The sequence below is a fragment of the Mycobacterium sp. TY814 genome (assembly GCF_030755175.1).
In the GTDB taxonomy this organism is placed as follows: domain Bacteria; phylum Actinomycetota; class Actinomycetes; order Mycobacteriales; family Mycobacteriaceae; genus Mycobacterium.
The window spans coordinates 1,021,114-1,042,057 of the sequence record NZ_JAUFRY010000001.1; the positions used below are offsets into that span (position 1 = coordinate 1,021,114).

At 66.6% G+C, this 20,944-nt stretch carries 18 protein-coding genes; 5 read left to right on the forward strand and 13 right to left on the reverse strand.

Annotated elements, in window-relative coordinates; genetic code table 11:
• Positions 1-232 precede the first annotated feature (232 nt).
• Positions 233-829 carry an NAD(P)H:quinone oxidoreductase gene (gene wrbA / locus QXH22_RS04125; RefSeq protein WP_306241480.1) on the forward strand — a complete coding sequence of 199 codons (597 nt, stop codon included), beginning with the start codon at positions 233-235 and terminating at the stop codon, positions 827-829.
• Positions 830-992: 163 nt separating this feature from the next.
• Here the strand turns inward: wrbA and ilvC are convergent, their stop codons facing one another.
• Genes ilvC through QXH22_RS04140 form a run of 3 tightly spaced genes read right to left on the reverse strand, consistent with a single transcriptional unit; the run spans position 993 to position 4,378 of the window.
• Positions 993-1,994 (reverse strand): ketol-acid reductoisomerase, encoded by a 1,002-nt coding sequence (gene ilvC / locus QXH22_RS04130; protein WP_065048084.1) that lies wholly within the window; start codon positions 1,992-1,994, stop codon positions 993-995.
• 51 nt (positions 1,995-2,045) lie between these two features.
• A complete protein-coding gene (gene ilvN, locus QXH22_RS04135; protein WP_306241481.1) occupies positions 2,046-2,561 on the reverse strand; it encodes an acetolactate synthase small subunit in 516 nt (171 codons plus the stop codon).
• Positions 2,561-4,378 carry an acetolactate synthase large subunit gene (locus tag QXH22_RS04140; protein WP_306275957.1) on the reverse strand — a complete coding sequence of 606 codons (1,818 nt, stop codon included), beginning with the start codon at positions 4,376-4,378 and terminating at the stop codon, positions 2,561-2,563. The genes ilvN and QXH22_RS04140 overlap by 1 nt, the downstream gene beginning before the upstream one ends.
• Before the next feature lie 411 nt (positions 4,379-4,789).
• Here QXH22_RS04140 and QXH22_RS04145 point away from each other — a divergent pair, with 411 nt between their 5' ends.
• The gene (locus QXH22_RS04145) at positions 4,790-5,128 is read left to right on the forward strand and encodes a PH domain-containing protein (RefSeq protein WP_371934204.1); all 339 of its coding nucleotides are present in this window, start codon (positions 4,790-4,792) and stop codon (positions 5,126-5,128) included.
• Between the two features lie 118 nt (positions 5,129-5,246).
• On the opposite strand, the gene QXH22_RS04150 is transcribed toward QXH22_RS04145, so the two are convergent.
• A complete protein-coding gene (locus tag QXH22_RS04150; RefSeq protein WP_306241483.1) occupies positions 5,247-6,089 on the reverse strand; it encodes a DoxX family protein in 843 nt (280 codons plus the stop codon).
• 433 nt (positions 6,090-6,522) lie between these two features.
• Between QXH22_RS04150 and QXH22_RS04155 the strand changes: the two genes are divergently transcribed.
• A complete protein-coding gene (locus QXH22_RS04155) occupies positions 6,523-7,644 on the forward strand; it encodes a sorbosone dehydrogenase family protein (protein ID WP_306241484.1) in 1,122 nt (373 codons plus the stop codon).
• Between the two features lie 97 nt (positions 7,645-7,741).
• Here QXH22_RS04155 and QXH22_RS04160 read toward each other — a convergent pair whose 3' ends face one another.
• From QXH22_RS04160 to gatC, 6 genes are all read right to left on the reverse strand, one after another.
• Positions 7,742-8,275, reverse strand: coding sequence for a flavin reductase family protein (locus QXH22_RS04160; protein WP_306244318.1), 534 nt, complete (start codon positions 8,273-8,275; stop codon positions 7,742-7,744).
• A 103-nt stretch (positions 8,276-8,378) separates the two neighbouring features.
• Positions 8,379-9,887 (reverse strand): Asp-tRNA(Asn)/Glu-tRNA(Gln) amidotransferase subunit GatB, encoded by a 1,509-nt coding sequence (gene gatB, locus QXH22_RS04165; RefSeq protein WP_306241485.1) that lies wholly within the window; start codon positions 9,885-9,887, stop codon positions 8,379-8,381.
• A gap of 35 nt (positions 9,888-9,922) precedes the next feature.
• Positions 9,923-10,858: a MinD/ParA family protein gene (locus QXH22_RS04170; protein WP_371934151.1), complete on the reverse strand. Its 936-nt coding sequence runs from the start codon at positions 10,856-10,858 to the stop codon at positions 9,923-9,925.
• 328 nt (positions 10,859-11,186) lie between these two features.
• Positions 11,187-12,218: an ATP-dependent 6-phosphofructokinase gene (locus QXH22_RS04175; protein ID WP_055576467.1), complete on the reverse strand. Its 1,032-nt coding sequence runs from the start codon at positions 12,216-12,218 to the stop codon at positions 11,187-11,189.
• 98 nt (positions 12,219-12,316) lie between these two features.
• Positions 12,317-13,801, reverse strand: coding sequence for an Asp-tRNA(Asn)/Glu-tRNA(Gln) amidotransferase subunit GatA (gene gatA, locus QXH22_RS04180; RefSeq protein WP_306241486.1), 1,485 nt, complete (start codon positions 13,799-13,801; stop codon positions 12,317-12,319).
• Complete coding sequence (gene gatC, locus QXH22_RS04185; protein WP_065134441.1) at positions 13,798-14,097, reverse strand: Asp-tRNA(Asn)/Glu-tRNA(Gln) amidotransferase subunit GatC; 300 nt, start codon at positions 14,095-14,097, stop codon at positions 13,798-13,800. Before gatC ends, gatA begins: the two co-directional genes overlap by 4 nt.
• A 147-nt stretch (positions 14,098-14,244) precedes the next feature.
• Here gatC and QXH22_RS04190 point away from each other — a divergent pair, with 147 nt between their 5' ends.
• Both QXH22_RS04190 and QXH22_RS04195 read left to right on the forward strand, forming a co-directional pair.
• Positions 14,245-14,901: an amino acid-binding protein gene (locus QXH22_RS04190; protein ID WP_306241487.1), complete on the forward strand. Its 657-nt coding sequence runs from the start codon at positions 14,245-14,247 to the stop codon at positions 14,899-14,901.
• 120 nt (positions 14,902-15,021) lie between these two features.
• Positions 15,022-16,869, forward strand: coding sequence for a bifunctional diguanylate cyclase/phosphodiesterase (locus QXH22_RS04195; RefSeq protein ID WP_306274986.1), 1,848 nt, complete (start codon positions 15,022-15,024; stop codon positions 16,867-16,869).
• Here the strand turns inward: QXH22_RS04195 and QXH22_RS04200 are convergent.
• The 3 genes from QXH22_RS04200 to QXH22_RS04210 all read right to left on the reverse strand — a co-directional run bounded on the left by QXH22_RS04200 (position 16,866) and on the right by QXH22_RS04210 (position 20,930).
• Positions 16,866-19,757 carry an RND family transporter gene (locus tag QXH22_RS04200; protein ID WP_306241489.1) on the reverse strand — a complete coding sequence of 964 codons (2,892 nt, stop codon included), beginning with the start codon at positions 19,755-19,757 and terminating at the stop codon, positions 16,866-16,868. The two genes, QXH22_RS04195 and QXH22_RS04200, sit on opposite strands and share 4 nt — an antisense overlap.
• Entirely contained in the window at positions 19,754-20,200 is a 447-nt protein-coding gene (locus tag QXH22_RS04205) for an MmpS family transport accessory protein (RefSeq protein WP_306241490.1), read from the reverse strand. The genes QXH22_RS04200 and QXH22_RS04205 overlap by 4 nt, the downstream gene beginning before the upstream one ends.
• Positions 20,201-20,336: 136 nt before the next feature.
• On the reverse strand, positions 20,337-20,930 hold the full coding sequence (locus QXH22_RS04210) for a TetR/AcrR family transcriptional regulator (protein ID WP_306241491.1): 594 nt from the start codon (positions 20,928-20,930) through the stop codon (positions 20,337-20,339).
• Positions 20,931-20,944 lie beyond the last annotated feature (14 nt).

The following is a 20,944-nucleotide window of genomic DNA, read 5'->3' on the forward strand; positions in this document are numbered from 1 at the left end:
CGCTCACCGTCCATCGCAATCAACGACCGCGGTGCCCGCGCACATGCCCGGCTCCCTGCAGTCGCTCATGGCGCATCGAGTGAATCCACAACCGCTCAGAAGATTCCGGTGATGACGCGCACCAGGTCCGGTAGGGAACATTTCGCTGGATTCGCCAGGACCATCCGCTTTACGTCTCTTGCATACTCGCGCGAACCAACACCTCACACATAGCCACACCTAGGCTGGCATCATGACCAAACTCGCGATCATCTACTACTCCGCGACCGGGCACGGCACCTCGATGGCGCAGCGCGTCGCTGCGGCAGCCGAAGCCGCGGGCGCCGAAGTCCGGATCCGGCATGTCGCTGAAACCCGCGACCCGGCGTCGTTCGCTCACAATCCGGCCTGGACGGCGAATTACGAAGCAACCAAGGATCTTCCGGCTGCCACCGGTGAGGACATCGAGTGGGCCGACGCGGTGATCTTCGGCTCCCCCACCCGGTTCGGCTCGGTCGCCTCGCAGCTCCGTGACTTCCTGGACGGGCTCGGCGGGCTATGGGCCGCAGGCAAACTCGCCGACAAGGTATACGCCGGGTTCACCTCGTCGAACACCCTGCACGGGGGCCAGGAGACCACGCTATTGACGCTCTACGTCACGCTCATGCACTTCGGCGGCATCATCGTGCCACCCGGGTACACCGACCCGCTGAAGTTCGTCGACGGCAATCCGTATGGCGCGAGCCTGGTTTCGACGCACGACAACATCAGCGAGTTCGACTCAGCCACGGGCGACGCGCTGGATCATCTGGCGCGGCGGGTGGTTCAGACCGCCGGTCGCCTCGCCTGATCCCAGCGCGACACTGAACCTACGCACACGACACGCCGCGGAACGTGTGCGTAGGTGCAATCTGGGCGAACGCCGGTGGCCAGCTCGCCGAAGCCCCGCGCGAAGAGACGCAAAATCCCCTTGGAACGCGCGTTCCAAGGGGATTTTGCGTCTGCTCGGCCTATTAGGCGGTCTCGGTGATCGGCCGGTCGACCCAGCTCATCAGGTCACGCAGCTTCTTACCGGTGACCTCGATCGGGTGCTCGGCGTTCTCCTTGCGCAACTGCTCGAGCTGCTTGTTGCCGCCCTCGACGTTGGCCACCAGCTTCTTGACGAAGTCGCCATTCTGGATGTCGCGCAGGATCTCCCGCATCCGCTCCTTGGTGCCGGCGTCGATGACGCGCGGGCCGGACAGGTAGCCGCCGAATTCCGCGGTGTCGGACACCGAGTAGTTCATCCGGGCGATGCCACCCTCGTACATCAGGTCGACGATCAGCTTGAGCTCGTGCAGCACCTCGAAGTACGCCATCTCCGGCGGGTAGCCCGCCTCGACCATTACGTCGAAGCCGGTCTTCACCAATTCCTCAGTGCCACCACACAACACGGCCTGCTCACCGAACAGGTCGGTCTCGGTCTCGTCCTTGAAGGTGGTCTTGATGACGCCGGCGCGCGTGCCGCCGATCGCCTTGGCGTAGGACAGGGCCAGTGCCTGGCCGTTGCCGGTCGGGTCCTGCTCGACGGCGATCAGCGCGGGCACACCCTTGCCGTCGACGAACTGACGGCGCACCAGGTGGCCGGGCCCCTTGGGCGCCACCATTGCGATGGTGACGTCGGCAGGGGGCTTGATCAGGCCGAAGTGAATGTTGAGGCCGTGGCCAAAGAACAGCGCGTCGCCGGCCTTCAGGTTGGGCTCGATGTCGTTGGTGAAGATCTCGGCCTGCGCGGTGTCTGGCGCGAGCAGCATGATCACGTCGGCCCACTTGGCCACCTCGGCCGGGGTGTCGACGGTCAGGCCCTGCTCCTCGACCTTAGCCCGGGACTTCGAGCCCTCTTTCAGTCCCACCCGGACTTCGACGCCGGAGTCACGCAGGCTCAGCGAGTGGGCGTGGCCCTGGCTGCCGTAACCGATCACGCCGACCTTGCGGCCCTGGATGATCGACAGATCTGCGTCGTCGTCGTAGAACATCTCTAATGCCTGCGGCACGGGTATTACTCCTTCTTGTTTAGCAGCGAAAAACTATTTGGCGGTGCCGATGCCACGCGGCCCGCGGGCCATCGACACCACACCCGATTGCACGATCTCGCGGATGCCGAACGGCTCCAATACTCGCAGCAGGGCCTCCAGCTTGCCGCGGTTGCCGGTGGCCTCCACCGTCAGCGACTCCGGCGACACGTCAATCACGTTCGCGCGGAACAGATTCACGGCTTCGATGACCTGGCTGCGGGTACCGGCGTCGGCGCGCACCTTGATCAGCGCCAGTTCCCGGTCCACCGAGTTGTCGACGTCCTGCTCGACGATCTTGATCACGTTGATCAGCTTGTTGAGCTGCTTGGTGATCTGCTCGAGCGGCGTCGCCTCGGCGGAGACCACGATGGTCATCCGAGACATGTCCTTCTGCTCGGTGGCACCGACCGCCAGGGATTCGATGTTGAACCCGCGCCGGGAGAACAGTGCCGCCACGCGGGCGAGCACACCCGGCTTATCCTCGACCAGAACCGAAAGTGTGTGCGTCTTAGGCGAACCGCTCGTCATCAGGCGTGCCCTTCGGTGATGTCGTCGAACAGGGGGCGGATGCCGCGCGCGGCCTGGATCTCGTCGTTGCTGGTGCCCGCGGCGACCATCGGCCAGACCTGCGCGTCGGCGCCGACGATGAAGTCGATCACCACTGGGCGGTCGTTGATCTCGCGTGCCCGGTTGATCATCTCTTCCACGTCTTCTTCACGCTCGCAACGCATTCCGACACACCCCAGCGCCTCGGCCAGCTTCACGAAATCCGGGATGCGGTGCGAGTGGGTGGCCAGGTCGGTCTGCGAGTAGCGCTCCTCGTAGAACAGGGTCTGCCATTGGCGCACCATGCCGAGGTTGCCGTTGTTGATCAGAGCCACCTTGATCGGGATGCCCTCGATGGCGCAGGTGGCCAGTTCCTGGTTGGTCATCTGGAAGCAGCCGTCGCCGTCGATCGCCCACACCTCGGTATCCGGCAGCGCAATCTTGGCGCCCATGGCCGCCGGGATGGCGAAGCCCATCGTGCCCAGACCGCCGGAATTCAGCCAGGTGCGCGGCTTTTCGTACTTGATGAACTGCGCGGCCCACATCTGGTGCTGGCCGACGCCGGCGACGTAGATGGCGTCCGGGCCGGCGATCTGGCCCAGCTTCTCGATCACGAATTCCGGTCCCAGGCTGCCGTCGCTCTGCGGGTCGTAGCTCAGCGGGTAGGTCTTGCGGACACCCTCCAAGTACTCCCACCACTCGGTCATGTCGAGGTTGCCGGGTGTGTCGTAATGTCGCAGCATCTCGATCAAGTCGGTGATGACATTCTTGACGTCGCCCACGATCGGCACGTCGGCGTGCCGGTTCTTGCCGATCTCGGCCGGGTCGATGTCGGCATGAATGACTTTGGCCTCAGGAGCGAAGGATTCGAGCTTGCCGGTCACCCGGTCGTCGAAGCGGGTGCCCAGCGCGATCAGCAGGTCGCTGCGTTGCAGGGCCGCCACCGCGCCCACCGTGCCGTGCATGCCGGGCATACCCATGTTCAACCGGTGGCTGTCCGGGAACGCACCCCGCGCCATCAGCGTCGTCACCACCGGGATGCCGGTGAGTTCGGCCAGTTGCAGGAGCTCCTGGGTCGCCTCGCCGCGGATGATGCCGCCACCGACGTAGAGCACCGGCTTCCTCGCGGCCGCGATCAGCTTGGCGGCCTCCCGGATCTGCCGGTTGTGCGGCTTGGTGTTCGGCTTGTAGCCGGGCAGCTCCATGCGCGGTGGCCAGCTGAAGGTGCACTGGCCCTGCAGGACGTCCTTGGGGATGTCGACGAGAACCGCGCCGGGGCGCCCGGATGCCGCGATGTGGAAGGCCTCGGCAATCACCTGGGGGATCTCGTCGCCCGTGCGGACCAGGAAGTTGTGCTTGGTGATCGGCATCGTGATGCCGGAGATGTCGGCCTCCTGGAAGGCGTCGGTCCCGATCAGCTGCCGTCCGACCTGTCCGGTGATCGCGACCACCGGGATGGAGTCCATCTGCGCGTCGGCGAGCGGGGTCACCAGGTTGGTGGCGCCGGGGCCCGAGGTCGCCATGCACACGCCGACCCGGCCGGTGGCATGCGCGTAGCCGCTGGCCGCGTGACCGGCGCCCTGCTCGTGGCGCACCAGGACGTGGCGCAGCTGCTGGGAGTCGAACAGCGGGTCATACACCGGCAGTACCGCGCCGCCCGGGATGCCGAAGATGATGTCGACGCCGAGCGCCTCCAGCGACCGGATGACCGCCTGCGCGCCGGTAAGTTGGTGCGGGGCAATGCGTTTCGGTTGGCCAGTGGCCGGCTTGGCGGCTGCCTTCCCGGCATCCGAGGCGATTTCGGCGGCCTCTTGTGAAGCGGGCGTCGCGGCCGGAGCCGGTGGCTTGGTGGGTGCGCTCACGGTTTCCTCTTCGGTATTTTTCGGCTGTGGCGTCTCGGGGCAAGAAAAAACCCCCGCCAGCTGGGCTGCTGTACGAGGGCTGCGTTGGTGCTCGATAGAGCTAGTCAGGCACCAACGCGCCGACTAATTACTACGAGCATTCCAGACTGCATAATGCTCGACGGTAGCCTTCGCACTGCTCAACCGTCAAATCCGGTCCGCTGAGAGCGTTGACTCTGCGTTGTGGGCGGCGACACGCCCAGGTGCCTCACCCTCAGCGCAGGGTCAACACGCCGACCGCAGGAATCCGGTCGGTGCAATGATGCGAGGGTGGTTACCGAGTCACCCGTCGTCATCAAACTGTCGCCGATGGCGCATATCGCCGTCGGGTTTCTGACCCTGTGCCTGCTGGTTCCGGTGACGGCCTTCCCGCTCAGCGCACCGATCCTGGTGATTCCGGTGTTGTTGTCCGCGTTGATCATCCGGTTCCGGACGGTTGCCGACGACCGGGGAGTGACGGCGCGAACGCTGCTGGGCAGCCAGACGGTGGCCTGGGAAGACATCGACGGGTTGCGGTTCCATCGGGGTAACTGGGCCCGCGCGCACCTGAAAAACGGCTCCGAACTGCGCTTACCCGCAGTGACCTTCGCGACCCTGCCGCAACTCACCGAGGCCAGCTCGGGGCGGGTGCCCAACCCCTATCGATGATGTGCCCAGCGGTGATCGCAAGCCCGGCGAAGCCGGGCGCCGCGGGTCACCGCCATCAAGCCCAGCGGTGATCGCAAGCCCGGCGCGCCGGGCGCCGCGGGTCACCACCGGCCGCCCGTCAGGCCAGCGGGTTCACTCCATTGAGCAGCACCCAGACGCAGATCCCGGCGGCGATACCGGCCAGCAACGCAACGAACGAGCCGATGAACGGCCGGTGCGCCCAGCCCCGTCCCGCGTCCAGGCCGTAACGACCGGGCCCGGCCAGGATGACAGCGACCGCCATGACGATCAGGCTGAGCTGGTATTCGTGGCCGTCCGGCAGGAAGTACGTGAAGGTGTGGGTGCGAGGCCGTGCCGAGGCCGAGGCCAGCAGACCGTTGATCAAGAAAGCCAGCGCGCCGGCTGCGGCGATCGGGGTGAACAGCCCCAGCACCAGCAGTACGCCCGCGACGATCTCACCCCCGGCACTGACGTAGGCCAGGACATCGGCGTGGTTAAAGCCGATCTCAGACAGCGAGTTCCGGAACCCGTTAACCCCGGATCCGCCCCACCAACCGAACAGTTTCTGCAGCCCGTGCGCGATCAGCACCGCACCGAGCCCGACCCGCAGTACCAGCAGCCCGAAGTTCTGGGTGCCGCGCCGCCCGGCGGCGCGCAACCGCTCGTCTTCCTCGTCGAAGTCGACGGCTGCGGGAGCGGCCGGAATCTGCCGGCTGGTCGGCTGCGGCTGCACGTACGGCAGCGGCTCCTGGGCGTCCGCCAAGTTGTAGGACGAGCCGCCCGTATGCGGTTCGTAAGGCGGGATGATCGTGGTGGTTCCGGTGTTGGCGAAGTTGCCCGAGTATCCGGCCGGAGTCAGGTCGTCTTCGGGGTCGACCAGGCTTGCCGAGGCGGGACGGCTGGAAGTTGGCACTGCGGGACTGTCCGGCCGCTGCCAATGCGATTCATTCGAACTGGTCACTCGTGTCAGGGTAAGGGCAATTGCGCCTGAAGCTGGGATTTGAGCGGCGCTTTGGCCCGTTAAATCCGCAGTTCGGCCACTGAAATGTTCCGGTAGACCCCTGAACCGACCCGATATCGGCGAAACGGCGGCATTTCGGCAGCCCCGTCGCGGCCACGCTTCGGACCGTCCACCCGGCCGCCGCGACTGCCGCGATGACCCCACGAGCCAGGCGTGACTTACCGGCTCCGGCCCTGCCCGCCAGCGCCACCCCCCGCACAGCCGTGTCGGCGATCGAGCGTGTGATCGCTTCGATCTCCTCGTGCACTTTGCTGCGCAGCCGACGGAATGCGCGTGCAGCTAGCCCTTCGACGAGCGCGCATCGTTGCGGTAACACGCCGCGGACTCGGCGGCAGGTGGCGGCCCTCCTCGCCGATTCCGTAGCCTGTCGGTCATGCGGATAAGGCGGTCGGTTCGGTGCGCGCTGGCTGCGCTGTGTGCGGCGGTGCTGGTGTCGAGCGGCTGCGCACGGTTCAACGACGCCCAGTCGCAGCCGTTCACGACCAACCCGGAGCTGAAGCCGCAACCCAGCTCCACGCCTCCCCCGCCGCCGCCGTTGCCGCCGACGCCCTTTCCGAAGGCGTGCCCGGCACCAGGGGTGATGCAGGGGTGCCTGGAAAGCACCAGCGGCCTGATCATGGGCGTCGACAGCAAGACCGCGCTGGTGGCCGAGCGGACCACCGGCGCCGTCAAGGAAATCTCCGTCAGCGCCGAACCCAAGGTCAAGATGGTCATCCCGGTCGACCCGTCCGGCGACGGCGGCCTGATGGACATCGTGCTGTCGCCCACGTTCTCCCAGGACCGGCTGATGTACGCCTACATCAGCACCCCCACCGACAACCGCGTCATCCGCATCGCCGAAGGCGACGTCCCCAAAGACATCCTGACCGGAATCCCCAAAGGCGCCACCGGCAATACCGGTGCGCTGATCTTCACCACCCCCACCACCCTGGTGGTGATGACCGGCGACGCCGGCAACCCCGCCATGGCGGCCGACCCGAGGTCACTGGCCGGCAAGGTGCTGCGTATCGAGCAGCCCACCACCCTGGGCCAGGCGCCGCCGACGACGGCGTTGTCGGGCGTCGGCTCGGGCGGGGGCATGTGCATCGATCCCGTCGACGGATCGCTGTACGTCGCGGACCGCACGCCGGGCGCCGACCGGTTGCAGCGCATCACGAAGAAATCTGAGGTCTCCACCGTGTGGACGTGGCCGGACAAGCCCGGCGTCGCCGGGTGCGCGGCCATGGACGGCACGGTCCTGGTCAACCTGATCAACACCAAGCTGACGGTGGCGGTGCGGCTGGCCCCGAAGACGGGAGCGGTGACCGGGGAGCCGGATGTGGTCCGCAAAGACACTCACGCGCACGCCTGGGCGCTGCGGATGTCACCGGACGGAAACGTCTGGGGCGCGACGGTGAACAAGACCGCAGGTGATGCCGAGAAGCTCGACGACGTGGTGTTCCCGCTGTTCCCGCAGGGCGGTGGATTCCCGCGCAACAACGACGACAAGATGTAGCGGCGCTTCCAAGCGAGCAGACACAAAATGTCCATGGAGCGCGCGTTCCAGGGCGAGTTCACGTCTGCTCGCCGGACGAAACAGGCTGCTCGGGGCCTCAGAAGGGTGCGTCGAGGGTGAACCTCATGCCGTACTTCGGTTTCGCCTCGCTGCGCTCCCCGCTGTACAGCCGCTGCGGCGCCTCCTGACCCGGTTCGTAGTCGTCGTCGAGGTCGGACAGGTACAACAGCTCGTCGGCGCTTTCCGGAGCCCAGGTGGCGACGGGCTCCAATAGATAGGCCACATGGTCGGCGACGGGGCTGCGGCTCACCGTCCGGCCGACGAACCAGGCTGCGGCGTCGTCGAGGATCGGCATTCCCAGGGGCCCGGCGCGCCAGGAGCAGTGCGTGAACGGGTCGTCCGGGCAGTTGCCGAACAACTCGGCCAGCACGTGCTGACCGCGCGGCAGCACGTGCACCGCCAGGTACTCCGACCGGCTGCCGACCTCATGGGTGCCACTGCTGAACGGCAGGCCGACCATGAAGCTGGGGGGCTGCACGCTGGTCTGGGTGCCGAAGGCGACCAGGCAGCCCGACGGAACACCATCGGCCGCGGTGGTCACCACGAACACCGGAGAGTCCAGCATCGACATCAGGTCGTCGAACGGTTCACCGATCACTCCACCATGATGGGTCCGCCGGAGCCGCCGCGGGCTCTTTCCGCCCGATTTCCTACCAAGTCCTAAGCAAGGCGCGTCAGGACTGCCCGCAGGCCGCCAGCACCAGCTCACGCACCCGCGCCGCGTCGGCCTGCCCGCGGGTGGCTTTCATGACCGCACCCACGATCGCGCCGGCCGCAGCCACCTTGCCGCCCCGAATCTTCTCTGCCACATCAGGATTGGCCGCCAGCGCCTCGTCAACCGCGGCCTGGGTGAGCGAATCGTCGCGCACCAGCGCCAGGCCACGCGCCGTCATCACCGCTTCCGGCTCGCCCTCTCCGGCCAGCACGCCTTCGACGACCTCACGCGCCAGCTTGTTGGACAGCTTGCCCTGGTCCACCAGGGCGATCACCTCCGCGACCTGTGCCGGGCTGATGGCCAGTTCGTCCAGGCTTATACCGGCCTCGTTCGCCTTCTGCAGCAAGAAGTTTCCCCACCACGAGCGAGCGTCTTTGCTGGCCGCTCCGTTCTTGACGGTTTCGGCGATCAATTCGACCGCACCGGCGTTGACGAGGTCGCGCATCACTTCGTCGGAGAAACCCCACTCCTGCTGAATCCTCTTGCGGCTCAGCCACGGAAGCTCGGGGATGCTCTGGCGCAGCCGCTCCACGAGCTCGCGGCTCGGCGCGACGGGCTCGAGGTCCGGCTCCGGGAAATAGCGGTAGTCCTGAGCGGTTTCCTTCGCCCGGCCGGGACTGGTGTAACCGGACTCGTGGAAATGCCTGGTCTCCTGGACAATCGAGCCACCAGAAACCAAAACCGCTGCCTGGCGCTGCATTTCGTATCGGACCGCGACCTCGACGCTCTTGAGCGAGTTGACGTTCTTGGTCTCGGTGCGGGTGCCGAATTCGCCTGCGCCCTTGGGCATCAGCGACACGTTCGCGTCGCAGCGCATCGAGCCCTGGTCCATCCGCACGTCGGACACGTCCAGCGCGCGCAACAGGTCCCGCAGCGCGGTCACGTAGGCCCGCGCGATCTGCGGGGCCCGCTCGCCGGCGCCCACGATGGGCTTGGTGACGATCTCGATCAGCGGCACCCCGGCCCGGTTGTAGTCGATCAACGACGTGGTCGCGCCGTGGATTCGCCCCGTCTCACTGCCGATATGGGTGAGCTTGCCCGTGTCCTCCTCCATGTGGGCGCGCTCGATCTCCACCCGCCAGGTGGTGCCGTCCTCCAGCGGCGCCTCGAGATATCCGTTGATGGCGATCGGCTCGTCGTACTGGGAGATCTGGTAGTTCTTCGGCATGTCCGGGTAGAAGTAGTTCTTCCGCGCGAACCGGCACCACTCGACGATCTCGCAGTTCAGCGCCAGACCGATCCGGATCGCCGACTCGACCGCGACCTGGTTGAGCACCGGGAGCGAACCGGGTAGCCCCAGGCATACCGGGCACACCTGGGTGTTGGGTTCGCCGCCGAACGTGTTGGTGCAGCCGCAGAACATCTTGGTGGCGGTGGACAGCTCGACATGGACTTCGAGCCCCAGCACCGGATCAAATCGTTCGATGACCTCGTCGTATTCGAGCAGGTCAGCCCCAGCTACCGTCATAGGCATCGATCCTAGTGGTGCTGGTGCGGCCCCTCTCAGGACGGCCGTTGCGGGAACGTGCGGGCCACCGCGGCCGCCATCTCCAGGTAGCAGCGCCGGCTTTCCCTGCTCAACCGGTCCAGCCCGATCTCCGTGCCCTGGTGCACGTGCCGGTCGAACGGGAGCGCCACCGTGGCTGCGACATACGCCGACAGGTCGTCGATTCCTTTGGCGGCCAAGGTGCTGGGCTTGGTCCGCTCGATGTGGTTGACGACCAGCACCGTCGACTCGAGCAACTTCCGATACCCGTTGCTGCGCAACCATTCCAGCGCGATATGCGTCTTCTGAACGGCATCGATCGACGTGCTGGTGACCACCACGAGCGCCCGGGACTCCGGCAGCACCGCCTCCATCACGCCGGACTTCAGCGTCTTGGGGCAGTCCACCAGCACCAGCGAGTAGTGGCTCCGCAGGATCGAGAACGCCTTGACGAAATCCTGACGACTGATGTCCCAGTGACTGGTGGCGTAGTCCGGGGGTCCCAGCACTTCCAGGCCCGAACTGTTCATGTACGTGTGCGCCCGCACATCGGCGTAGCGTGCCACCGACCTGTCGGTGAGCAGGTCGGCCAGGCTCAGCGGGTGGCGGCGGCCATGCCGGTCCGACAGGTCGCCGGCGTCGGTGTCGACGGCGATGACGCGGTCGGAGCGGATACTGGCGAAGGTCGAGCCGAGCGACTCGACGACCGCTGTCTTGCCGACACCGCCCTTGAGGTTCACGACGGCGATGCAGTGCGCACCGCCTACCGGGGTGCGGATCTGATCGCACAGGGCACTCTCGTAGGCCGCTTCCCGGCCCTGCCCCAGATCCAGGCCGGTGTAGCGCTGCACCGTGTCCCGCCAGTTCCGCCGCGCCGGCGCTTCGGGTTCGATCGCGTCCAGCGCAATGCCGCCCGGTACCGGCCCGCGGGGCGACGGGCGCACCACGGGCACCGCGGGATTCGACGCCGCTACCGAAGCAGAGGGCGGTGAGCTGCGGCTTTGTCGGGCCGGGGCCTGGGCTGGAGCCTGGGCTGGGGCTTGGGATGGGGCCTGGGGTGTGCCGTCTGAACGGAGCGGTTGGGGCACCGTGGTGGCTCCACTGTCATCGGGGGCCACCCGCCAGCGCTGAACCGGACTGCCCTGCGTCCGGGCCGGCGAAACGGGCCGCTCAAGGACTCCGCGATACGGACCGCGGTTGTTCATACTCGACGTATAGCCGATTCTTAAAAACGAAAAACCTGCCAAAAGGTGAAGGCTGGACGACCGCTGAGCCAACTCCTCAGCCGAAGAAAGCGGCCGCGTCGTCGTAGCGGCTCTCGGGGACCAGCTTGAGCTGGCGAACGGCGTCGGCCAGCGGCACCCGCCCGATGTCCTGCCCGCGCAGCGACACCATCTGCCCGTACTCGCCCGCGTGCGCCGCGTCGGCAGCGTTGACGCCGAACCGGGTGGCCAGCACCCGGTCGTAGGCGGTCGGGGATCCGCCGCGCTGGACATGCCCCAGCACCGTCACCCGGACGTCCTTGTTGATGCGCTTTTCCACCTCGGCTCCGAGCTGAGCGGCCACACCGGTGAACTTCTCATGGCCGAACTCGTCCAGTCCGCCCTCCCGTAGCGCAATCGAGCCGGCGACGGGCTTGGCCCCTTCGGCGACCACGCAGATGAAGTGCGAGTCTCCACGCTGGAAACGGCGCTTGACGAGCCGGCACACCTCCTCGACGTCGAAGGGCTGTTCGGGGATCAGCGTCATATGTGCGCCGGAGGCCAGGCCCGCGTTGAGCGCAATCCAGCCGGCATGGCGGCCCATGACCTCGACCAGCATGACGCGCTGATGGGATTCGGCGGTGCTGTGCAGGCGGTCGATCGCGTCGGTGGCCACCGTCAGGGCGGTGTCGTGGCCGAAAGTCACGTCCGTGCAGTCGATGTCGTTGTCGATGGTCTTCGGAACCCCGACCACCGGCACGTTCTCCTCCGAGAGCCAGTGCGCCGCCGTCAGGGTGCCCTCGCCGCCGATCGGGATCAGGACGTCGATGCCGTTGTCGTCGAGGGTCTGCTTGACCTGATCGAGTCCGGCCCGCAGTTTGGCGGGGTTCACGCGTGCCGTCCCCAGCATCGTTCCGCCCTTGGCCAGCAATCGGTCATTGCGATCGTCGTTGCGCAGTTGCATCCGCCGGTTCTCCAGCAGCCCGCGCCATCCGTCCTGGAATCCGACCACCGACGAGCCGTAGCGGGCGTCGCAGGTGCGCACCACCGCCCGAATGACAGCGTTCAGGCCGGGACAGTCACCACCGCCTGTGAGAACTCCGATCCGCATGTGCTCATCTTGCCCTGTGGCCCCCTACCTGGCGCGAGCAGACGCGAAATCGCATAGAAACCTAGGGTTTCATGCGACTTCGCGTCTGCTCGCGCTACTCAGATAGCGGTCGGCAAAGCGCCGCGGGCGGCCTCGAAAGCCGCACCCACGCGGTACAAACGGTCGTCGGCCAGCGCCGGCGCCATGATCTGCAGGCCTACTGGTAACCCGTCATCCGGCGACAGTCCCGCGGGCACCGACATCCCGCAGTGGCCCGCCAGGTTCAGCGGCAGCGTGCACAGGTCGAACAGGTACATGGCCAGCGGATCGTCGACCTTCTCCCCCAACCGGAATGCGGTGGTCGGGGTCGCCGGCGACACCAGCACATCGACGGACTTGTAAGCCTCGTCGAGGTCCCGCGCGATCAGCGTGCGGACCTTCTGCGCCTGGTTGTAATAGGCGTCGTAGTAACCGGCGGACAGGGCGTAGGTGCCGATCATGATGCGCCGCTTGACTTCCGGCCCGAAGCCGGCTGCCCGGGTCATCGCCATGACCTCTTCGGCGCTGTGGTTGCCGTCGTCGCCCACCCGCAGCCCGTAGCGCATGGCGTCGAACCGGGCCAGGTTGCTGGACACCTCCGACGGCAGGATCAGGTAGTACGCCGGCAGCGAGTAGTCGAAGTGCGGGCAGTCCACCTCACTGACCTGTGCGCCGAGTGACTTCAACTGCCCGACGGCGGATTCGAAGGCGGCCAGCACCCCGGGCTGGTAGCCCTCGCCGGTGTGCAGTTGGCGCACCACACCGACCCGCACGCCGCTGAGGTCACCGGCTGCACCCGCTTTAGCGGCGGCGACCACGTCGGGCACCTGCGCGTCGATCGAGGTGGAATCGCGGGGATCGTGGCCGGCGATCACCTGGTGCAGCAACGCGGTGTCCAGGACGGTGCGCGCGCACGGTCCGCCCTGATCCAGCGACGACGCGCAGGCGATCAGCCCGTAGCGCGACACCGTGCCGTAGGTGGGTTTGACCCCGACGGTGGCGGTCAGCGCCGCCGGCTGCCGGATGGAGCCTCCCGTGTCGGACCCGATGGCCAGCGGCGCCTGGAACGCCGCCAGCGCCGCGGCGCTGCCGCCTCCGGAGCCGCCGGGAACGCGCTCGACGTCCCACGGGTTGCGGGTTGGCCCGAAGGCGGAGTTCTCCGTCGACGAGCCCATCGCGAACTCGTCCATGTTGGTCTTGCCCAGAATCGGGATGCCCGCCGCCCGCAGCCGCGCGGTCAGCGTCGCGTCGTAGGGGGCCTGCCAGCCTTCCAGGATCTTGGAGCCGCAGGTGGTCGGCATATCGATCGTGGTGAACACGTCCTTGAGGGCCAGCGGTACCCCGGCCAGGGCCGAGGGCAGCTGGTCGCCGGCAGCCACCGCCGCGTCGACGTCGGCAGCGGCGGCCAGCGCCTGATCGGCCGCCACGTGCAGAAACGCGCCGTAGCGGTCGTCGGTCGCCGCAATCTGGTCCAGACAGGCCTGGGTCACTTCGGCCGACGAGAGCTCTTTAGCGGCGATCTTGGCGGCCAGGGTGGCGGCGTCGAGCCGGATGATGTCCGTCACTGGCTCTCCCCCAGGATCTGCGGGACGGCGAAGCGGCCGTCGACGGCCTCCGGCGCCGCCGCGAGCGCCTGTTGCTGGGTCAGGCACGGCTGCGGCTCGTCCGGACGGGTGACATTGACGTCCTTGAGCGGGTTGTCGGTGGCCTCGACGCCGGTCACGTCGACGGCCTGGATCTGGCTGACGTGGCTCAAGATGGCGTCCAGCTGACCGGCGAAACTGTCCAGCTCGGTCTCGGTCAATGCCAGCCGGGCCAGCCGGGCCAGGTGGGCCACCTCGTCACGGGAGATCTGGGACACGAGCGAAAAGCCTAACGTGCCGCGACCGTGAGGCTGGCTTCACGTTCGTCGCCCACCGTGAAGCTGGCTTCACGCTGGGCGCAAGTCAGCACCGCAGGGGCAGCGGCCGAAATGCCACCCGCGCGTCGCTGTGCAACAGTGTTGGCCGTGCCTTCCTATCTGTTGCGCATCGAGTTGGTCGACCAACCAGGCAGTCTGGGGTCACTGGCCGTCGCGCTCGGTTCGGTGGGAGCCGACATCCTGTCGCTGGATGTCGTCGAGCGCATGTCCGGGTACGCGATCGACGACCTGGTGATCGAGCTCCCCCCCGGAGCAATGCCGGACACCCTGATCACCGCCGCCGAATCGCTGCCCGGGGTTCGGGTGGACAGCGTTCGCCCGCACACCGGCCTGCTCGAGGCGCACCGCGAACTGGAACTGCTCGACCGCGTCTCGGCGGCCGGTGACAACGCGTCGCGGCTACAGGTGCTGGCCGACCAGGCGCCCAGAATCCTGCGGGTGAGCTGGTGCACGGTGCTGCGGCAGACGCAGGGCAAGCTGCAGCGGCTCGCCGGCAGCACGGGAGCACCGGAAACCCGGGCCGACTCGGCGCCCTGGCTGCCGATCGAGCACGCCCTGACGCTGGACGGCAGCGCCGACTGGGTCCCGCAGGCCTGGCGCGACATGGACACGACGATGGCCGCGGCGCCACTCGGCGACAAACACACCGCCGTGGTGCTCGGGAGGCCGGGCCCGGAATTCCGGCCATCGGAAGTGGCCCGCCTCGGCTACCTGGCCGGCATCGTCGCCACCCTGCTGCGCTGATTCGCAAATACCCCACGCAGCGAACTCGCCAGGATATATTTAAAACTTCACAGCCAGTACGAACGCGTTGTCGGGGTCGGCACCGGACCGCTTTCAGCAAATCATTTCGAGACTCACCACATGCAAAGCCACACTCCCGCAACCAGTTTGCCCGCCATCATCACCACGGTGGCCACCAAACTGCTGGGCGCCACCAGCAAAACCGCGGTGGCCAACAGCACCGAAGTGCTGGCTGAGCTCGTCCGCTACCTCGACGTCGACGTCAGCTGCCTGCGGCACAACGACCACACCATCGGTGCCACGGTGTTGGTGGCCGAATGGCCGCCGCGGCCGGAAGTTCCGGACCCCGACCCCCTGCACACCATTTATTTCGCCGACGCCGACCCGGTATTCGCGCTCGCCGAGAACGCCAAGGAACCGGTGATCTTGCGTCCGGCCTCCCAGGACGAGAAGTACCAGCAGACCATCTCCGAAGCGAGCGGCATTCCGGCCGTCTCGCTGGCCTCGATTCCGTTGCTGTCCGGCGACGTCACCACCGGAACGCTGGGTTTCGTCAAATACGGCGACCGCAGCTGGAGCGACGAGGAGATCAACGCGCTGACCGTGGTGGCCACCATGTTGGCCCAGGTGCAAGCCCGGATCAGCATCGAGGATCAGCTGAGCTATCAGGCCAGCCACGACGATCTGACCGCTTTGCCGAACCGGCGCGCCCTGATCCACCATCTCGATGAGCGCTTGACCACCGGCAGGCCCGGCCCGGTGACGGTGTTGATCTTCAACCTCGACCGGCTCAAGGCGATCAACGATTACCTTGGGCACGAGGCCGGCGATGCGTTCATTCGCGACTTCGCCACCGAGGCCCGCGCAGCGATGGAAGGGCGCGGTTTGATCGCCCGGATCGGTGGCGACGAGTTCGTCGTCGTGCCGGAGACGGCCACGGATCTGGCCGACGCGAAACGGCTGGCCGAACATCTCAGTTCGCGGCTGACCGATCACGTCACCATCGGCGGTGAGGTTCTCAACCGCACGGTGAGCATCGGTGTGGCGACCGGCACGCCGGGCAAAGACTCGAGCCTGGACCTGCTTCGGCACGCCGATGACGCGCTGCAGTGCACGAAAGGCACTGGGGCGCAACGCATCGGCATCATTTCCACCGACGTGATCAACCGGCGCAAGGTCCGCGCCGACATCGAGCTGCACCTACCGGGGGCGATCGAAACCGATGCGCTGACCGTCCTGTACCTGCCGGAGATCGACATGCTGACCGGCAAGATCCTGGCCGTCGAGGCGCTGGCCCGCTGGCAGCACCCGACCCGGGGACTGTTGTTGCCCGACGCGTTCATCCCGGTCGCCGAATCGCTGAATCTGGCCGGAGAATTAGGCAAGTGGGTGCTCAACGCGGCCTGCGCCGACCTGGCGCAGTGGCGCTCCGATGGCGTGGGTCTCGATATCATGTTGCGCGTCAACGTCTCTCCGGCTCAGCTGGTGGCTCAGGACCTGGTGAACACCGTCAGCAGGACCGTCGGCAAGTTCGGGCTCACGGGTAGCGCGATCGGGCTGGAGATCACCGAGAGCATGCTCATCAGAGACGTGGCGAGCACCCGGGCCACCCTGAGCGCACTGACCGACCTCGGGATCGACATCGCCATCGACGACTTCGGCACCGGGTTCAGCGGGATGGGCCTGCTGCGGACCTTGCCGGTGAGCACCCTGAAGATCGATCGCGGATTCGTCGAAGATCTCGATGTCAGCGCCGACGATCTGGCCATCGTCCGCGCCGTCATGGGACTGGCCGCGGCGCTCGATCTGAACGTTGTCGCCGAGGGCGTGGAGAGCGAAGGCGCGGCCCGGACGCTGCTGAAGGAGGGATGCGTGCGCGCCCAGGGCTTTCTGTTCTGCCGGCCGCTGTCCGCGTCGGCGACCAGGAAGCTGCTCGCCGACGGTGCCATCGACACCGGATTACATTAGCGCGCTTGGGGTTTCACCACGTCGTCGTCGTCCTCCCACAGCAGCAGCTGACGGACGGCAGACCGTGGGCCATAGGGGCGCAGCATCTGACTGGCCGGGCGCGGTCGTACCCGTTGCGGCCACCAGAACCAGCGCCCCAGCAGGGCCGCGATTGATGGCGTCATGAACGACCGCACGATCAAGGTATCGAACAGCAGGCCCAGCCCGATGGTCGTCCCGATCTGACCCAGCACTTGGAAACCACTGAACAGGAAGGCGCACATGGTGACCGCGAAAACGAGACCCGCCGAGGTGACCACGGAACCGGATCCGGCCATCGCCCGGATGATTCCCGTGTTGAGCCCGGCGCCGATCTCTTCGCGGAAGCGGGATATCAACAGCAGGTTGTAGTCCGAGCCGACGGCCAACAGCAGGATCACCGCCAGCGCGAGCACCACCCAGTAGAGCTTGATCCCGAACATGTACTGCCACACCAACACTGACAACCCGAACGACGCGCCGAGGGACAGCGCCACCGTGCCGACGATCACCAGCGCGGCGACCAGGCTGCGGGTCAGCGTCATCATGATCAACAGGATCAGGCTCAGTGCCGCGATTCCGGCGATCATCAGGTCGTACTTGGCACCGTCCTGGATGTCGGCGTAGGTGGCGGCGGTGCCGCCGAGGTAGAACTTCGCCTCGGCCATGGGCGTGCCCTTCACGGCTTCGTGCGCGGCTCTTCTGATCGGCTCGATGTGGGAGATGCCTTCCGGGGTGGCCGGATCGCCTTCGTGCGTGATGATCATCCGGGCGGCCTTGCCGTCGGGTGACAGGAACAACTTCAGCCCGCGCTTGAAGTCGGGGTTGTTGAAGACTTCCGGCGGCAGGTAGAAGGTGTCGTCGTTCTTGGCGGTGTCGAAGGCGCGGCCCAGGGCCGTCGAGTTCTCGATGGCCGCGGCGGTCTGTGCGTAGATCCCGGAAAGGGTGGCGTAATTCGCCATCGTCAGGTCGTGATTGGTTTCCTGACTGGCGATCTGCTGGGGTATGAGGGCCACCAGCTTCGGCTGCAGCGCGTCGAGCTTTTCGAGCGTGGCTGTCAGGTCTTCGAATCGTGACGTGAGTTGATCGATTCCATCCAACGCATCGAGCACCGACCTGATCGCAAAGCAGGCCGGGATATCGAAACAGTGCTTCTCCCAGTAGAAGTAGCTCCGGATGGGCCGGAAGAAGTCGTCGAAGTTGGCGATCTTGTCGCGCAGGTCGTTCATGATGGCGACGGTGTCCCGGAAGCTCTGGGCCTCGCTGTGGGTGGTCGTCGCAAGTTCCTGCTGCAGGGTGTACTGCTGGCGCAGGATGTCGATGCCCTTGGACAGCTCACCGGCCTGCCTGAGCAGGTCGTCCGCGCGGTCACGTTGATAACGCAGGTTTTCGGTCTGGTTGGCGCTCTGCGCGCTGATCTGGAACGCGAGCGAGGTGTGGTTGAGCGGAGTGCCCAGCGGCCTGGTGATCGACTGCACCTGCGCGATGCCGGGCAGATGGAACACCGCTTTGGCGACCCGGTCCAGGATCAGCATGTCGGCCGGGGTGCGCATGTCGTGGTCTGACTCGAGCATCAGGAGTTCGGGTTCCAGGCGCGCGCGGGAGAAGTGCCGCTCGGCGGCGGCGTATCCGACGTTGGCCGCCGCGCTTTCGGGCATGTAAGGACGGGTGTCGTAACTCGTCTTGTATCCGGGCAGGGTGAGCAGGCCGATGAAGGCCAGGGCGCACGCCACCGTCAGCACCGGGCCCGGCCAGCGGACGATCGCCGTGCCGATACGCCGCCAGCCGCGGGTCCGCATCGCGCGTTTGGGTTCGAAGATGCCGACCAGGGCACCCAGGGACACCACGGCCGGCGCCAGGGTGAGCGCGGCCACCAGCGCGACGAGGATGCCCAGTGCGGCCGGAATGCCAAGGCTCTGGAAGTACGGCAGCCGGGTAAAGCTCAGACAGGCCACCGCACCGGCAACGGTCAGGCCCGATCCCAGCACGATGTGGGCGGTGCCGCGAAACATGGTGTAGTACGCCGTATCTCGATCCTCGCCGGCACTGCGGGCTTCCTGGTAGCGGCCCACGACGAAGATCGCGTAGTCGGTACCGGCGGCGATCACCAGCAGAGTGAGCAAATTCGTCGCATAGGTCGACAACCCGATGATGCCCGCGTTGCCGAGGAAGGCGACGATGCCACGGGCGGCCGCCATCTCGATGAGGACGGTCACCAGAACCAGCAGCATGGTCAGGAAGGAGCGGTAGACGAAGAGCAGCATCAACGCGATCACGCCGACGGTGATGCCGGTGACCTTCGCCGTTCCCTTGCTGCCCACGTCGAACTGATCGGCGATCAGCGGAGCCGCACCGGTGACGTAGGCCTTGACGCCGGTCGGCGGCGGTGTGTGCTCGACGACTTCCCGGACCGCGCCCACGGATTCGTTGGCGAGCGCGGACCCCTGATTGCCCGCGAGGTTGAGCTGCACGTAGGCGGCCTTGCCGTCGGTGCTCTGCGATCCGGCGGCGGTCAGGGTGTCACCCCAGAAGTCCTGGACGTGCTCGACGTGCTTGCGGTCGGCTTCGAGCCGGTGGATCAAGGTGTCGTAATAGCGATGTGCGTCGGCACCGAGGGGCTGATCGCCTTCCAGAACCACCATGGCCGTGCTGTCGGTGTCGAACTCGTGAAACTTCTGACCGATGCGCTTGGTCGCCTGCAACGACGGAGCGTCGGCCATGATCAGCGCGACGTTGTGGGTCTTGCCGACCTCTTCCAACTGCGGCACCAGGGCGTTGGAGACTCCCGCCAGCAGCACCCAGAAGATCAGAATCGGCACCGAGAGCCGGCGGATGGTGTGCGGGATTCGCGGCAGTTGTTCGTTGCTCATCCGGACTTGTCCAAACAGAAGGTGTAGGCGTAGGGCGTGTTGACCGTTCGTTCGTCTTTCACGTCGCCGTTGACGGTGATCCGGCACCCGATCGTGTCACCGCTGCCCTGTGCCACAACGTTTCCCAGGACCGCGGGCTCGGTGGTGGTGATGGTGAACGACCACGGCAGCGCGGCATCGACGACCTGCTGCGGCTGCGCGTTGACGTCGAGGTAGTTGATGGTGGCCGTCGCGCCCGGCACGCCGAAGACCTCCAGGACGACATGCTTGGGGTTGAACGGGACGATCTCGTTCGAGACGCCCTGGCCCCTCGACGCATTCTTCCCGGAGTCGAACAGGCCGTGCAGGCGGTAGATGGCAAATCCCGCGGTCACTGCGACCACCAGCGCGACCAGCACCATCCACCCCCTCCTGACCAAGGAGATTCGCGAACTACCCTGCACCCGTTGACCTTTCGATGATCGGGCGATTCCACCGCGACACCGGCGCGCTCCTTGAATATGACAGTACGGTACTGGACCGTACTGCACAAGAGACGCGAGCGTGCACTTTCCAACCCGGCCGCAACGGCGGGCGCAGTCAGCCGGAGCGGGTCAGGCCCGGCAGGAGGAAGCCGTCCACCAGCGCCCGTACCGTGCGACTGTCCGGGGGCCGGCCCGGAATGATGGAGCGGTAGATCAGGTACCCCGGCAGCACGTCCCACAACTCGTCGGCGATCGCGTCCTCGCTGATCTCGCCCCGGTCCACGGCCTGCCGTAACACGTGCCGGATCAATGCTTTTCGCTGATCGAGAAACTGCAGTTGCATGGCTTCACCGAGGGCGGGGTGGCGCGACACCTCCACGAGCACGGCCCGGATGGTGCTGGCCTGCTCGGCGGCATGCTCGCAGATGGTCTCCCCGATCTTGACGAGATCGCCGCGCAGCGAGCCGGTATTGGGCACCACCGCGACCTGGCACACCCCCTCGATGAAGGCGGCCAGCACCAGTTCGGCCTTCGACGGCCATCGGCGGTAGACGGTGGCCTTGCTGGCCCGGGCGGTGGTGGCCACGGCGTCCACCGTCAGCCCGTCATACCCGTGTTCGGCCAGCAGATCCAGCGTCACCGCCAGCAACTCGGACTCGCGCGGCGACCATGGCGAGGTATCCGCGGGAGGTTCGGCCGTGTGGACCATAGCGCCCACGATAG

Coding starts and splice junctions, on each gene's coding strand:
- wrbA (WP_306241480.1), top strand. CDS start 233: ATGACCAAACTCGCGATCATCTACTACTCCGCGACCGGGCACGGCACC.
- QXH22_RS04195 (WP_306274986.1), top strand. CDS start 15,022: ATGCAAAGCCACACTCCCGCAACCAGTTTGCCCGCCATCATCACCACG.
- QXH22_RS04145 (WP_371934204.1), top strand. CDS start 4,790: ATGGCGCATATCGCCGTCGGGTTTCTGACCCTGTGCCTGCTGGTTCCG.
- gatB (WP_306241485.1), bottom strand. CDS start 9,887: ATGACGGTAGCTGGGGCTGACCTGCTCGAATACGACGAGGTCATCGAA.
- QXH22_RS04210 (WP_306241491.1), bottom strand. CDS start 20,930: ATGGTCCACACGGCCGAACCTCCCGCGGATACCTCGCCATGGTCGCCG.
- QXH22_RS04200 (WP_306241489.1), bottom strand. CDS start 19,757: ATGAGCAACGAACAACTGCCGCGAATCCCGCACACCATCCGCCGGCTC.
- ilvC (WP_065048084.1), bottom strand. CDS start 1,994: ATGTTCTACGACGACGACGCAGATCTGTCGATCATCCAGGGCCGCAAG.
- ilvN (WP_306241481.1), bottom strand. CDS start 2,561: ATGACGAGCGGTTCGCCTAAGACGCACACACTTTCGGTTCTGGTCGAG.
- QXH22_RS04175 (WP_055576467.1), bottom strand. CDS start 12,218: ATGCGGATCGGAGTTCTCACAGGCGGTGGTGACTGTCCCGGCCTGAAC.
- QXH22_RS04160 (WP_306244318.1), bottom strand. CDS start 8,275: ATGTCGATGCTGGACTCTCCGGTGTTCGTGGTGACCACCGCGGCCGAT.
- QXH22_RS04155 (WP_306241484.1), top strand. CDS start 6,523: ATGCGGATAAGGCGGTCGGTTCGGTGCGCGCTGGCTGCGCTGTGTGCG.